General features: G+C 59.4%; 14 protein-coding genes. 7 read left to right on the top strand and 7 right to left on the bottom strand.

Translation table 11 applies throughout. The annotated features are described in order from the left end of the window. Window positions 1–11 precede the first annotated feature (11 nt). From FGF54_RS04160 to FGF54_RS04150, 3 genes are all read right to left on the bottom strand, one after another. Window positions 12–1,040, bottom strand: a complete 1,029-nt coding sequence (locus FGF54_RS04160; RefSeq protein WP_142780132.1) for a sensor domain-containing diguanylate cyclase — start codon at window positions 1,038–1,040, stop codon at window positions 12–14. A 205-nt stretch (window positions 1,041–1,245) separates the two neighbouring features. Beyond that, window positions 1,246–1,695 (bottom strand): DNA polymerase III subunit chi, encoded by a 450-nt coding sequence (locus FGF54_RS04155; RefSeq protein WP_003520745.1) that lies wholly within the window; start codon window positions 1,693–1,695, stop codon window positions 1,246–1,248. A gap of 25 nt (window positions 1,696–1,720) precedes the next feature. Beyond that, complete coding sequence (locus FGF54_RS04150; RefSeq protein ID WP_059753150.1) at window positions 1,721–3,214, bottom strand: leucyl aminopeptidase; 1,494 nt, start codon at window positions 3,212–3,214, stop codon at window positions 1,721–1,723. 298 nt (window positions 3,215–3,512) lie between these two features. Here FGF54_RS04150 and FGF54_RS04145 point away from each other — a divergent pair, with 298 nt between their 5' ends. The 7 genes from FGF54_RS04145 to FGF54_RS04115 all read left to right on the top strand — a co-directional run bounded on the left by FGF54_RS04145 (window position 3,513) and on the right by FGF54_RS04115 (window position 11,996). After that, a complete protein-coding gene (locus FGF54_RS04145) occupies window positions 3,513–4,682 on the top strand; it encodes an LptF/LptG family permease (RefSeq protein ID WP_142778999.1) in 1,170 nt (389 codons plus the stop codon). Beyond that, window positions 4,679–5,767, top strand: coding sequence for an LPS export ABC transporter permease LptG (lptG, locus tag FGF54_RS04140; protein WP_078054093.1), 1,089 nt, complete (start codon window positions 4,679–4,681; stop codon window positions 5,765–5,767). Before FGF54_RS04145 ends, lptG begins: the two co-directional genes overlap by 4 nt. Then, a complete protein-coding gene (locus tag FGF54_RS04135) occupies window positions 5,767–8,148 on the top strand; it encodes an LPS-assembly protein LptD (RefSeq protein WP_142778998.1) in 2,382 nt (793 codons plus the stop codon). The genes lptG and FGF54_RS04135 overlap by 1 nt, the downstream gene beginning before the upstream one ends. 297 nt (window positions 8,149–8,445) lie before the next feature. Next, window positions 8,446–9,393, top strand: a complete 948-nt coding sequence (locus FGF54_RS04130) for a peptidylprolyl isomerase (protein WP_003520739.1) — start codon at window positions 8,446–8,448, stop codon at window positions 9,391–9,393. Window positions 9,394–9,419: 26 nt separating this feature from the next. Next, a complete protein-coding gene (pdxA, locus tag FGF54_RS04125; protein ID WP_142778997.1) occupies window positions 9,420–10,442 on the top strand; it encodes a 4-hydroxythreonine-4-phosphate dehydrogenase PdxA in 1,023 nt (340 codons plus the stop codon). Continuing rightward, the gene (rsmA, locus tag FGF54_RS04120) at window positions 10,442–11,272 is read left to right on the top strand and encodes a 16S rRNA (adenine(1518)-N(6)/adenine(1519)-N(6))-dimethyltransferase RsmA (RefSeq protein ID WP_142778996.1); all 831 of its coding nucleotides are present in this window, start codon (window positions 10,442–10,444) and stop codon (window positions 11,270–11,272) included. The genes pdxA and rsmA overlap by 1 nt, the downstream gene beginning before the upstream one ends. A gap of 73 nt (window positions 11,273–11,345) precedes the next feature. Then, window positions 11,346–11,996, top strand: a complete 651-nt coding sequence (locus FGF54_RS04115; protein WP_142778995.1) for an alpha/beta hydrolase — start codon at window positions 11,346–11,348, stop codon at window positions 11,994–11,996. Between the two features lie 32 nt (window positions 11,997–12,028). Here FGF54_RS04115 and FGF54_RS04110 read toward each other — a convergent pair whose 3' ends face one another. The 4 genes from FGF54_RS04110 to FGF54_RS04095 all read right to left on the bottom strand — a co-directional run bounded on the left by FGF54_RS04110 (window position 12,029) and on the right by FGF54_RS04095 (window position 14,309). Next, entirely contained in the window at window positions 12,029–12,427 is a 399-nt protein-coding gene (locus FGF54_RS04110; protein WP_142778994.1) for a type II toxin-antitoxin system VapC family toxin, read from the bottom strand. Then, entirely contained in the window at window positions 12,427–12,660 is a 234-nt protein-coding gene (gene vapB / locus FGF54_RS04105) for a type II toxin-antitoxin system VapB family antitoxin (RefSeq protein WP_031233980.1), read from the bottom strand. The genes FGF54_RS04110 and vapB overlap by 1 nt, the downstream gene beginning before the upstream one ends. Window positions 12,661–12,753: 93 nt before the next feature. Then, window positions 12,754–13,416 (bottom strand): guanylate kinase, encoded by a 663-nt coding sequence (gene gmk, locus FGF54_RS04100; RefSeq protein ID WP_003502089.1) that lies wholly within the window; start codon window positions 13,414–13,416, stop codon window positions 12,754–12,756. A gap of 5 nt (window positions 13,417–13,421) precedes the next feature. Further along, window positions 13,422–14,309, bottom strand: a complete 888-nt coding sequence (locus FGF54_RS04095) for a YicC/YloC family endoribonuclease (RefSeq protein WP_003520732.1) — start codon at window positions 14,307–14,309, stop codon at window positions 13,422–13,424. Between the last annotated feature and the right edge of the window lie 47 nt (window positions 14,310–14,356).

Below are 14,356 nucleotides of genomic sequence, written 5' to 3'. Positions count from 1 at the left end.
AGGACAATGCCTCAAAGGGCGCGGCTGACGAAACGGTCGCGCCCTGATTTTTTGGCCTGATACAACGCTTCGTCGACACTCCGCAGAAGCGTCGCGCGGTCCGCACCCGCCTGCGGGGCAAGTGCGCCACCTATGCTGAGACGGGCGCTGACCTCCTGCCCGTCCACGTCAAACGGGTTCCGGAAAGCGGCCAGAAGCCGGTCCGCCAGCCCGTTCATGACATCGGGGCTGCGGGGCCGCGGTATAAAAATCGCGAATTCATCGCCGCCCATGCGCACGACGATGTCCTCCTTGCGGATTGCCTTGCGGATGCGTCCGGCGGCGGCGGCCAGAACCCGGTCACCGGCAGGATGGCCGAACGTGTCGTTGATGGTCTTGAAACCGTCCAGATCAAGATAGAGGACACCGAAGGCCTCGTTTGCACGCAGGGCCGCGCCGAGCTGGCCATCGACAATCGCCTCCAGCGCCTTGCGATTGTAAAAACCGGTCAGCGGATCGGTCATCGCCGCATCGCGCAATTCGCGTTCGGCCAGACTCATGGTGAAATTGGCTTTCTGAAGCCGCAGCAATGCAGCCGCCAGCAACGCGAAGTGCCTGAGATTGTCGATTTCGATGCGGGAAAAATTTCTCGGCACCGTATCGACCAGGCAAAAGGCGCCAACAACAAGACCGGGCTCAAGTTCGATCGGCGCACCCGCATAGGAACGCAGCTCCGGGCCCCCTTTGACATAGGACATGAAGCGGAAATGCGGATGCTCGGTCAGATCGGAAATCACCACCACATCCTGCTTGGCGATGACGCGGTTGCAGATCGACAGATCGCGCGGGCATTCCGACAGCTGCATTCCCGCTTGCTCGGCGATATGAAGCCAATCCTCATCGACGATATTGACCGCCGCACGCGCCACGCCAAAAACCCCCTGCCCCAGTTGCGACAGCACTTTCAGCTCCGGCATCTCGGCATTCTTGAAAGACATGATCGACCGCACCGCGACCAGACGCTCGGTTTCTCCCTCCGGTCGCGATATCGCCTGTCCCATACTCATGTCCTTCTGCTGTTGCGCTACAGGAAGCCGCCCGAGGCAGAGCAGGTCAAACCAGCCCCCTCGATCGAAGCAGAAGCCTATTCCGCTACGTTTCCTTTGGGCGCATAATGCAAAAACCGGCAATTGGCGCCACGTGCGAATTTTTGCCGGTCTGTTTGCGTATGGAACCAATCTTTGGGACACCCAATCGGCGGTGCGATCAGGCCTTCTTCTGCCAGCGGCCTTCAGGCGACTGCTGCCAGTAGGTCAGGGAATGTCCCTCTGTTTTCAGCCTTTTCCAGTGATTCCGCGCCATTTCGAGCTGGTAGGCATCGTATCCGTCGAACATGAACACGATACGTTCATAAGCCTCGACCGCCGGCGGCTCGGCGCCATCGACGAGAAAGCGGACACTTGCCGCGTTGGCGTTCTCGTCGGACGCCGTCAGGAGAATCGGCTGGTTTTGCGGTGCGGGCGAAGTATCGGTGGCGTGCGGCAGGAAACTGTCGTCACGAAAGGTCCACAAATGCGTATCGAGGAAATCACGGCGCTCTTCGCCCACCGTCTGGATCGCGACTTTCCAGCCGCGTTCCAGCGATTTTTCGAGCAAGGGCGGCAACGCATCCTCCAGCTTCGATTCCGTCAGATGGTAAAACAGAATTTCAGTCATCCGCAGACGTGCCGCTCCGCTCGCTTCAATCTTCGTAATGGGCACGAACGAGTTCGTTCAGCAGCCGGACGCCGTAGCCCGATCCCCATGACTGGTTGATCTCGGTCAGCGGCGAACCCATGGCTGTGCCGGCGATATCGAGATGCGCCCAGGAGGTTTCACCCACGAAACGCTTGAGGAACTGCGCGGCGGTGACGGAACCCGCCAGACGGCCCGAGCTGTTCTTCATGTCGGCGAATTTGGAATCGATGATCTTGTCGTAATCCTTGCCGAGTGGCATGCGCCACAGTTTTTCGGCCGTCACATCGCCCGCCTGTGTGAGGCGCGCTGCAAGCTCGTCGTCATTGGAGAATAGACCGGCCTGAAGATTGCCGAGCGCCACCGTGATCGCGCCCGTCAGCGTGGCAAGGTTCACCATGAATTTCGGGTTGAAGCGATCCTTGGTGTACCAGAGCGCGTCGGCCAGAACCAGCCGGCCTTCGGCATCGGTATTGATGATCTCGATGGTCTGGCCGGACATGGAGGTGACGATATCGCCTGGACGCTGGGCATTGCCGTCAGGCATGTTTTCCACAAGGCCGATGACGCCGATTACATTCGCCTTGGCCTTGCGGGCGGCCAGCGCATGCATCAGGCCGGTCACGGCCGCCGCCCCGCCCATGTCGCCTTTCATATCCTCCATATTGAGGCCGGGCTTCAGCGAAATGCCGCCGGTATCGAAAACGACGCCCTTGCCGACGAAGGCAATCGGCTCATCCTTCTTGTTGCCGCCGTTCCACTGCATCACCGCAAGTCTGGGCGGGCGCGCCGACCCCTGCGCCACACCGAGAAGCGCATTCATGCCGAGCTTCTTCAGCTCCTTCTCGCCGAGGACTTCCACCTCGACGCCGAGCTTGCGCAGCTCCTCCGCCTTCTCGGCAAATTCGACGGGACCGAGAGCGTTCGGCGGCAGGTTGACGAGATCGCGCGCCAGGGTAACACCGCCCGCAACGGCCTCGGAGACGGCAAAAGCCTTTTCCGCTTCCTGATGGGCGGCCGTGACGATGACGATCTCCACCTTCTTCGGCGTCTTCTCTTCGTCGGACTTTTTCTTGGTCTTGTAGGCATCGAAGCTATAGGCGCGCAGCAGCAGGCCAAGCGCGAAATCCGCAGCAGCCTGCGCACCGACCTCTACGCCCGGCGCATCGAGATAGATGACGACCCTGTCCGCCTTCTTGAAACTGGCGGCGGCGGTGCCGCCGGCGCGCAGCCAGTCATGGGCGACCAGCTTCGAGGGCTTGCCGAGGCCGATGACGAGCAGCCTGTCGGCGGCGGAACCCTGCGGCGCGATCACGTCGAGCGTCGTCATGGACTTTGCGGAAAAGCCCGAAATCTTCGCCGCCCTTTCGATCACACCGCCCGGATCGGCCTCGGAGGCGCCGGCGACGGCCTGCGCCTCACCCGAGGCCTGCAGCACAACGGCGAGCGCGTTTTCAAGCGCGGCGGAATTGGCGAAAGAAATATCGAATTTGGCGGACATGTTTTCCTGCTCTTCTTCTACGACTTGCACGATGCGCATGATCATGGCCTTTTCGGCCCCGGGCGCAACCCCGCATTCTTTAAAGGCCTACAGTCGTTAAAGGAAAGGCATTTTTGTGGAATGCGAAATCGCGTCATGAAACCGACAGCTTGTTCCACAAAAAGACACAGGCGATGGAAAAATCATCGCGCAAAACATATTTGTGAGCACGCCGGAATAGCCAATTGCAAACGATGCGATTAGATAGGCGGAAATTCGGCGAGCGATCGCACGGAAAAACAATGTCGAACAGGGCCGTATGAAGCTTCTCGAGAACTATATCCTGCGGCGGACAACGCAGATGTTTCTGGTCGCGCTGCTGCCGGTGCTGGCCATCATCTGGACCATCCAGGTTCTCCAGAGAATCAATCTCGTCACCGATACCGGCCAGTCGATGGGTTCCTTCATGGCGCTCGCGACGATGATCCTGCCGACGCTGATCCCGGTCGTCCTGCCTTTCGCGCTGGTGATCGGCATCACCCAGATCTTCACCACGATGAACAACGATTCCGAGCTTGCCATCATCGATGCGGCCGGATCGCCCCGGTCGATCATGTATCGCCCGGTTCTCATTCTGGCCGCCATTCTGAGCGCGTTTTCCTTCACCATCACCAATTTCATCGAGCCGCCCGCCCGCAGCTCCGCCCGGCAGATGGTGGCCGCCGCCTATGCCGACCTTCTGTCCTCGGTGATCGAAGAAAAGACTTTCCGTACCATTCAGGACGGTCTTTACGTGCAGATCGCCCAGCGGCAGGGCCGTATCCTCAAGGGCCTGTTCGTCGCCGACCGCCGCGATCCGAATTTCGATCTCATTTATTATGCCAAGGAAGGCATGATCGATGAAAGCGGCACGTCGCTGACCATGCGCGACGGGGAAGTGCAGCAGAAGACGCCGGACGGCAAGGTTTCGATCGTCAAGTTCCTGTCCTATGCCTTCGACCTTTCGACCATGTCGGAAAAGCAGGATTCCGAGCCGTCGCTCTCGCCGGGCGATGCCAGCCTCGGTTTCCTTCTCTCGCCCGACGAGAACAATGCGAGCTACAAGCGCTCACCGGAAGCCTTCCGCAGCGAGCTGCACAAGCGCCTGTCGGACTGGATGTTCGCCCTTTCCTTCGCGCTGATTTCGCTGGTCATCGCCGCCGATGCCCGTTCGCACCGCGAAGCGCGCCTGCATCCGATGGTCGCCGCACTGGTGACGGCCTTCATGCTGCGGTGGCTTGGTTTTTACGTCACCAATCAGATCAAGCAGAGCGCGGCCTTCATTCCGCTGGTCTATGCCGTTCCGGGCCTCAGCGGCGGGGCCGCCGCCTTCATTCTGCTGACCGGTCGCAAGCCGAAAATGCCGAAAATCATCGCCGATGCGATGGGTCGTCTGCGCCGTCTCTTCTCCAGCCGGATGGCGAAAAGCTCAGGGAGCGGCAACGCATGATTTTCAACACGCTCTCCCGGTATTTCCTGAAGCGATATCTGATCACCGCCATCTGGTTCCTGCTCGGCGTATCTTCGATCATTTATCTTGCAGACTTCAGCGAAACGGCACGGCGCATGTCCGGCCTGCCGGGCTATTCCGTTCCGGCCGCCCTTGGCCTGACGGCGCTTCGCCTGCCGCTGATCCTGCAACAGACCGTGCCCTTCATTGCGCTTTTCGTCGGCATGACGACGCTGATCTCGCTCAACCGGCGTTACGAACTGGTGGTGACGCGCGCCGCCGGCATTTCCGCCTGGCAGTTCATCCTTCCCTTCGTGCTCGGCGCGGTTTTCATCGGCATCCTGTCGGTCACCATCCTCAACCCCATTGCGGCATGGGGCCAGAACAAGTCGCTGGCGATGGAAGCCGGCCTGCGCAATGAAGCGGGCGGCGGCCGCCAGCAGGAGATCATTCCGTGGATGCGCCAAGCAAGCGGCGGCCAGGATACGATCATCGGCGCCAAGAGCTTCGAGGACAATGGAACGCTGCTTCTCGACGTGGTTCTGATCGACATCGACAAGGACGGAAACATCGTCTCCCGTAAGGATGCGAAGTCGGCTAAATTGGAAGATGGTTACTGGCTTCTTAACGGCGTTTCGGAAACGCGCGCCGGGCATGTGCCAGTTCGGCAAGAAAGCACGCGGATCAGTACCAATCTGAGACGGGAATTCGTTCAGGAGCGCATGACGCAGACGGAAACCGTTGCTTTCTTTGACCTTTCTCACAAGATCGAAGTTGCAAAGTCCTTTGGACTATCTTCGAAGGCGCTTGAGACGCAGTATCATTTCCTGCTATCGACGCCCCTGCTTCTGGTCGCGATGACCTTGATCGCCGCGACCGTTTCATTAAAGTTCAGCCGCTTCGCCCAATCGCGCTCCGTGATTCTGGGTGGAATCGTTTCCGGCTTCGTGCTTTATGTAGTAACCGTGCTCGTAAGGGCATTCGGGAGTGGTGGTGTTGTCCCTCCCACCGTCGCGGTCTGGGTTCCAGTCATCGTGGCGTTGGCTTTGGGGGCAACCATTCTGCTTCATCAGGAGGACGGCTAGTGGCGGTATATGACCGCGGGAATATCAGGCGGCTTTGGACGGCCCTTCTGACAGGTGCCGCTGTGTGCGCGTATTTGGCATCCAGCCCGGTCGCTTTCGGCCAGGATGGTTTGCTTGCGTCGGCAAGCCAAGACGATTCGAAACTCCTGCTTACAGCAAATGAACTGACCTATAATCGCGATTCCCAGCGCGTGATCGCGAAGGGCGTGGTTCGCATGAAATATTCGGGCTACCGCATGGTGGCCCAGCAAGTGGAATATAATCAGCAGACCGGCCGCGTGATCGCCCATGGCAACATCGAGCTGATCGAGCCGGGCGGCAACAAGATCTATGCCGACGAGATGGACGTGACCGACGATTTCGGTCAGGGCTTCGTCAATGCGCTGCGCGTCGAGACCACGGACAATACCCGTATTGCCGGTGAAAGCGCCGAGCGTCTCGAAGGCGACCTGATGGTGCTCAACAACGGTGTCTACACCGCGTGTCTGCCCTGCGCCGAGCGGCCCGAAAAAGCGCCGTTGTGGCAGGTCAAGGCCGAGCGCGTCGTTCAGGACGGCAAGACCCATACGGTGCGGCTGGAAAAGGCCCGCCTGCAGCTTTTCGGCCATTCGATCGCCTATCTGCCGTTCCTTACGGTTCCGGACAATACGGTAAAGCGTAAATCCGGCTTCCTGTTCCCGCAGATGAGCATTACCGACAATCTCGGTTTCGGTATCGGTGTCCCCTATTTCCACGTCCTGTCCGACACCTCGGACGTGACCGTCACGCCGACCTATTACACGACGCAGGGTCTGCTGCTGCAGGCGGAATTGCGCCAGCGCTTCGAAACCGGCATGCACACGGTCACGATCGCAGGCATCAGCCAGCAGAAGTCCGAAACCTTCACGGCCGGCACCAGCGATGCCCTCAACGACAATCGCGGCATGATCGCAAGCAAGGGTGATTTCTCGATCAACCCGCGCTGGGCTTTCGGCTGGGATGCCATGGTGCAGACCGACAATAACTTTTCGCGCACCTATGGGCTGAAGGGTTATAAAAACGACGTTCAGACCAACCAGATCTATCTGACCGGTGCGAGTGAGCGTAACAGCTTCGAAGCCCGCGGTTATTATTTCAACGTTCAGGACACGGACAATACCGAAACCAAGGAACGCAAACAGGCGATCGTCCATCCGGTCGTCGATTACCGTTATTTCGTGCCGGATCCGGTTTATGGCGGCGAACTTTCGCTGACCACCAACCTGACGAGCATCACGCGCCTGAAGCAGGATGCTTACGCGCTCGGCGGTTATCCGCGTTTCAGCGGGCTTGAGGGCGACTATACGCGCCTTTCCACCGAAGCCGAGTGGAAGCGCACCTTCACGATGGATAGCGGCCTGCAGATCACGCCGATATTCGCCGCACGCGGCGACGCGCTCTGGACGGACATGTCTCCTGCGGCCTTCACCTCGGGCGGGACCTCCTATGCCTATGAGGGCATGATGCATGACGGCGCGGCTTTCCGCGGCATGGTCACCGGTGGTCTGGAAGTGCGTTATCCCTGGCTGTTCACGGCGCTCAACAGCAGCCACGTGATCGAGCCCATTGCACAGATTTTCGTGCGCCCGAACGAACAATATGCCGGCCGCCTTCCGAACGAGGACGCACAGGCATTCGTGTTCGACGCGACCAATCTGTTCGAACGCGACAAATTCTCCGGTTTCGACCGGATCGAAGGCGGCACGCGCGCCAATATCGGCTTCCGCTATAACGGTACGTTCGACAACGGCTACGGCGTTCGCGCCATTGCCGGCCAGTCCTTCCATCTGGCGGGCGACAATTCCTTCGCCTCCTACGATCTCGTCAATGCAGGCGCCAATTCGGGCCTCGAATCCGACCGTTCGGATTACGTCGCCATGGCCGCTTTCGATGCGCCGATCGGACTTTCGCTGTCGTCGAGCCTGCGTCTCGACAAGGACGATTTCGACATCAACCGCTCGGAAACCGGTATCAGCTATTCGGACCGTCGCCTTACCGGCAAGCTCAGCTATACGCAGGTCAAGGCACAGCCGAAATACGGCTATAACGAAGACCGCGATATCATCCAGGCGTCCGGTTCGCTGCGCATGGACGACAATTGGTCGCTGTTCGGTTCGATCAATTACGATCTGAACGGGAAGTTTGCCGCCGAACGCCGCATCGGCATTGCCTATCAGGATGAATGCACGATCCTGACGGTCAGCTATTCCGACGAAGGCAATATCAATTCCAGCCGCCAGGCCGCCAATGACTGGTCGATCAATGCCCGTCTGGCCTTCCGTACGCTCGGCGATATCAGTGTCGGCTCAGCCAATGAGGACTGGAACGACATGGATATTGGCTGGAAGCCAAACAACTACTGAGTTTAGAGGCAGGTTACGCAGCATCGTGACCTGCCTTTTTACCATTTGGCCAGTAAAGCCACGGTTTCGCCGCAACAACACGCCAATGTCGGCCGCGCATGGAACCTATCGGGTTTTCTTTCAACAAACCGACACATTGCCGTCTTGCGGATCGCGATGATATATACGTGGCAAATTCGCGGTGCGGATGCACAGTTGCAGGTCTGAAAAGCGGGAGAGTTCAATATTCCCCTCATCAGGCAGAACAGATTGGCGGGACAGGGCAACAGGACCCTGCCCGACGAAAGGGAGAAGGATATGATGAATTTCGGAAAGACGGCTTTGCGTGGCGCTGCTTTCGCCTTTGCGATATTCGCCGTTCCCATGGCCGTTGTGCCCTATGCCGGCCAGGCCTTCGCCGATAGCACCGTCAAGATCGTCGTCAACAAGACACCCATCACCAATGACGATATTGCCAAGCGCGTCGCCTTCCTCAAGCTGCAGCGCCAGTCCGGTAATCTCAATGAAAAGGCGCGCGAGCAGCTTGTCGATGAAGCGCTGAAGCGCGAGGAAATCGGCCGCGTTAAAATGTCGGTCAGCACCGACGATGTCGATGCGGCCTTCGCACGCTTTGCCGGCAACAACAAGATGACCCCGCAGCAATTGACGAAGGTGCTTGCGCAGGCGGGTGTCGGAGCCGACCATTTCAAGGCCTTCATCGCCGTTCAGATGAGCTGGCCGCGCCTTGTCAACGCCCGTTATGGCGCACGCGGCAAGATGTCGACGCAGGATCTCGTTACCCGACTGAAGGAACGCGGCGACAAGCCCGTCACCACGGAATATTTCCTGCAGCAGGTCATCTTCGTTATCCCGGAATCGAAACGCAACGCCATTACCGGCAAGCGCAAGGCCGAGGCTGAAGCCTCGCGCAAGCGTTACCCCGGCTGCGACCAGGCGATGAGCTTCGCCGCGACCATGCGTGATGTGGCGATCAAGGACCTTGGCCGCATTCTGGCGCCGGAGCTGCCGGAAGACTGGAAGGCGCTGGTGGAGAAGACCAAGGAAGGCGGCACCACCGGCACGCGCGTCACCGAAAAGGGCGTCGAATATCTGGCCATCTGCAAGCAGCGCCAAGTTTCCGACGATTATGCGGCGGAAATGGTGTTCAAGTCCGAAGATCTGATGAAGGCCAAGGACGGCGAAAACCCGAACGAAAAGAAATATATGGATGAGCTGCGCAAGAAGGCGCAGATCGTCAACACCTGATATTGATACGAGAGCCGGGTCTTTCCGTGACATATGCATCCCTGCCGCTTGCCCTGACACAGGGAGATCCAGCCGGTATCGGCCCCGACATCGCCATCACCGCCTGGGCTAAGCGCCGGGAGAACGGCGTGCCGCCCTTCATCTTCATCGGCGACCCCGATGTGGTGGCGAGCCGTGCGGCGCTGATCGGCGTGCCGGTCAATATCGAGACCTGCGATGCGGAAAGCGCCGTCGGCCTGTTCGAACACGCCTTCCCCATTCTCTCCCTTCCTGTCGGCTTCGAAGTGCAGGCGGGTCAGCCGCATGTCGGAGCGGCGCACGCGACGATCAAGGCCATCGAGACCGCCGTTTCCCTTACGGTCGAGGGCAAGGCTGCGGCCGTCGTCACCAATCCGATCGCGAAATCGGTGCTTTATGAGGCGGGTTTCGGCTTCCCCGGCCATACGGAATTTCTCGCCGATCTCGCCCTGCGCCAGACCGGCGAGCACGTCATCCCGGTGATGATGATTGCCGGCCCCAAGGTCCGCGTCGTCCCGGTGACGATCCATATCCCTGTGAAAGACGTACCGGCCGCTCTCACCGAAGATTTGATCGTCACGACCTGCCGGATCATCGATGCCGATCTCCGGCAGAAATTCGGCATCGAGGCGCCGCGTCTGGCGGTTGCCGGCCTCAACCCGCATGCGGGTGAAGATGGCGCACTCGGCACCGAGGATCGCGATATCGTTCACCCGGCGACCATGCGGTTGCGGAAGGACGGGATCGATGCCTTCGGCCCCCTGCCCGCCGACACCATGTTCCACGATGCCGCCCGCAAGCGTTATGACGTGGCGGTGTGCATGTATCACGATCAGGCGCTCATTCCGGCAAAGGCGCTCGGCTTTGACGATTCCGTCAATGTCACGCTCGGCCTGCCCTTCATCCGCACCTCGCCCGACCATGGCACCGCCTTCGGTATTGCCGGCCAGGGCATAGCCAATGAAGCGAGCCTTGTCGCGGCGCTGAAGATGGCGGCGGACATTTCCCTCCGCAGCCGGGCCAACGCATAATGGCGGCCATCGACGGACTACCGCCGCTGCGCGATGTCATCCAGCGTCACGGGCTCGATGCGAAGAAATCGCTCGGCCAGAACTTCCTGTTCGACCTCAACCTAACCCAGAAGATCGCAAGGACAGCAGGACCGCTAGACGGCGTGACGGTGATAGAGGTCGGCCCCGGTCCCGGCGGCCTCACCCGCGCCATTCTGTCGCTCGGGGCGAAAAAGGTCATCGCCGTCGAACGCGACAGCCGCTGCCTGCCGGCGCTGGCGGAAATCGAAGCGCATTATCCCGGACGGCTCGAAGTCATCGAGGGCGACGCCCTCAAGACCGATTTCGAGGCTCTGGTTCCCGCCGGCGAACCGGTGCGGATCATCGCCAACCTGCCCTACAATGTCGGCACGCAATTGCTGGTCAACTGGCTGCTGCCGAAACAATGGCCGCCCTTCTGGCTCTCCATGACGCTGATGTTCCAGAAGGAGGTCGGCCAGCGCATCGTGGCCGAAGAAGGCGATAACCATTATGGCCGGCTGGGCGTTCTCGCCGGCTGGCGCACGGTTTCCGAAATGGCCTTCGACGTTCCGCCACAGGCCTTCAGCCCGCCGCCGAAAGTAACCTCCACCGTCGTGCACCTACTGCCGAAGGACAAGCCGCTACCCTGCGATGTCGCCAAGCTTGAAAAGGTGACGGAAGCGGCCTTCGGCCAACGCCGCAAGATGCTGCGCCAGAGCGTGAAAAGCCTTGGCGGCGAAACGCTGCTGGAAAGAGCGGGGATCGATCCCACACGGCGAGCGGAAACGCTATCGGTGAAGGAATTCATCACTTTGGCGAACTGCCTGTAAATCCGTCATGTAATGTGCCATTCCGAGCGGCGGGACACGGGTTCGTGGAGACTGCAAATAAAGGAACAAGCGCGTGGAGAGTGCCGGTTTTCATTACAAGCTCGACATTCCCGTTGAAACGCCCGACTGCGCGGTTGTCTTGCTGCATGGATCGGGGCGAACGGAAGACGACCTCATTTCTTTTGGCCGTGCCGTCTTTCCCAAGAGCGTTCTATATGCTCCGAGAGGCACTGTTCCTTGGGAGAATGGATTCGCGTTTTTCCGCCGAAAGCCCGACAGACAGCTTGATATTGACGACCTCAAACATCGAGCGACCAGCCTCTGCCAGTTCATCGACTTTGTGTTTCATGAGACCGGGCAGAGACCCCTTCTCGTTGGATATTCGAACGGCGCGATCATAGCGGCTGAAACCATATGCCTGAATCGGAATCTGTCGAGGGGAGCCATTCTGCTTCGCCCGCTTTCTCCAAGAACGCATCAGGCCCTCCCAAACCTCTCAGGATACCCCATACTTCTGCTCGCCAGCGCCTACGACGAAAGGCGTCACCCCACCGATGCGCCGCATTTGGCCAACCAACTGGCATCGGCCGGTGCGGATGTTGTTCTGCAGACAGTTAATACGGGCCACGGCTGGGCCGAAGACGCCGCAGACGAGCGGCTATCTCGCCAATGGGCGGCAAGTGAACCTATCGCCCAGATAACAGCAGCGACTCCCATCGGTTAGCCGAACGTTTTGGAATAGGACGAGGCCGAGGACTAAACCCAGTTTTCAACTCGCAAACCGGGCATCCGGACAAACTCGCGCATATTATTGGTTACGACGATCAGCCCCTCGCTACGGGCGTGACCACCAATCTGCATATCATGAACGCCGCATGGCGTTCCAGCCTTGGCAAGTTCGGCCCTGATCTGTCCGTAATGTGCGGCGCCTTTGTCGGCGAAAGGCAGAACGTCCAAACGCGCAGTAAAATTTTCAATGGCGTTGATGTTTTCCTGGCGCCGGATGGATTTTTCAGCACCATAATAAAGCTCGCCAAGTGTGATGCTCGAAATACACAGTTGATCTGCCAGAGCGTTGAATTTCTCCCGCAGCTCCGGAGGATAAGTCTTCATCACATAGATACATATGTTGGTATCGAGCATATATGTAAGCATCAGAAGGGCTCGCGCTCATCCAATGCAGGCTCTTCGCGAACGGAAAGAAAATCATCCGTTGCACGTGGGCCGGTCAGAAAAAGGTCGTCCCAGCGCTTTCCCTGCGGCACTATAACACGCGCGAGACCGATTTTCAGAACATCGACCTTATGCACGTCATCAGGAAAAGCCACGGCCTTCGGTAGCCTTACAGCTTGACTGCGATTGCTTATAAAAACCGTTGACGTAGCCATTGTCAGAGCCTCGTATATCCTGCCGGGATATACATAACGCCTAACCGCTTCAATTTCAAGATTTTGGGGCCGGTAGCCAGACGCTACCTTCCATCAAAGCTTCGGCTCTTCCTCGAGCAACGCCCGCACGAAATCGAACATGCCATGGCGGCGGTCGCGGCGGACGCGTTCGGCCTTCACGATGGCTTCGACCGCCTCGAAGGCGGCCTGCAGGTCGTCATTGAGGATGACATAGTCATAGTCGCGCCAGTGCTCGATTTCGGCACGGGAATTAAGGAGCCGGGTCTTGATGACCTCTTCGGTGTCTTCGGCGCGGCGATGCAGGCGCGATTGAAGTTCAGTCATGGTCGGCGGCAGGATGAAGATCGAAACGACGTCCGCCTTCATCTTGTCCTGAAGCTGCTCGGCGCCCTGCCAGTCGATATCGAACAGCATGTCGCGGCCGGCAGCCATGGCATCTTCCACCGGTCCACGCGGGGTGCCGTAAAAATTGCCGTGAACTTCAGCCCATTCCAGCAGCGCATCGCTATCCCGCAGGCGCTCGAAGTCCCGCTTGGAAATGAAATGGTAGTGGATGCCGTCAATCTCGCTCTGGCGGCGCGGACGCGTCGTGACGCTGACGGACAGACCGATATTCTTGTCCTTGTCGAGCAGGTTGCGCGCAATCGTGGATTTGCCCGCGCCGGATGGCGAAGAAATCACCAGCATCAACCCTCTGCGGGCAATCGTGACGGGAGAATTATTCACCGGGACCATGGGGTCTACTCCAGATTTTGGACCTGCTCGCGGAACTGGTCGATCACCACTTTCAGCTCTATGCCTGCTGCGGTTACCGCACTGGCGTTCGATTTGGAACAGATTGTATTCGACTCGCGGTTAAATTCCTGTGCAAGAAAATCGAGCTTGCGTCCTACCGGCCCGCCATTGGCCAAAAGCTCCCGCGACGCCTGAACATGGGCGTGCAGCCGGTCGATCTCTTCGCGCAGATCCGCCTTGGTGGCGAGCAGCGCAGCCTCGGCATGCAGCCGGTCACGGTCGAGACCATGCAAGCCGTCGCCGATGAGGGCGATTTGTTGGGCGAGCCGTGCCGCGATCTGTTCCGGCTGGCGGGAAGGATCGCTTTCAATGATGTCCGCGAGCTGCTCGATCCGGTTGATATGACCGGACAGAATGGCAAACAGCGACGCCCCTTCCCGCTCGCGCATATCCTTCAGCTTCTCGACGGCGGCGGCGAAGCCGGCAAGCACATCGCCGTTGCGCGCGGCCTGCGCCTCCGCGTCATCTTCCGCCTCGCGAAAATCGACGAGCCCGCGCAGCGTGAGCAGCGTGTCGAAGCTCAGCGGCTTGTCTTCCACGACATCGCCAAGCTCCTTCTTCAGCGCCAGAACCGCCGCCAGAGCATCGCGGTTGATCACCGCCTCCAACCGGTTTTCCGCAATCGCCAGCGTCAGGCCCGCCTGGATATTGCCGCGGGAAAGATGCTCGCCTGCGATTTCGCGCAGGGCCGTTTCCAGCGCTTCAAGACCGGTCGGCAGACGCAGGCGCACATCGAGCCCCTTGCCGTTCACCGAACGCAATTCCCACGCCCAGCGGTAACGGCCGGAGGTTCCTTCGCTGCGTGCGAAGCCGGTCATCGATTGCAATGTCATATCTGGAAGCCCCCCGTCATGCCGTGCAAAACCGGGCCCGTGCGGAT

Source organism: Agrobacterium sp. T29 (genome assembly GCF_006970545.1).
GTDB classification, from domain to species: Bacteria; Pseudomonadota; Alphaproteobacteria; order Rhizobiales; family Rhizobiaceae; genus Agrobacterium; species Agrobacterium leguminum.
The sequence above is the reverse complement of the archived record's forward strand: the minus strand, read 5'-3'. Positions and strand labels throughout refer to the sequence as shown.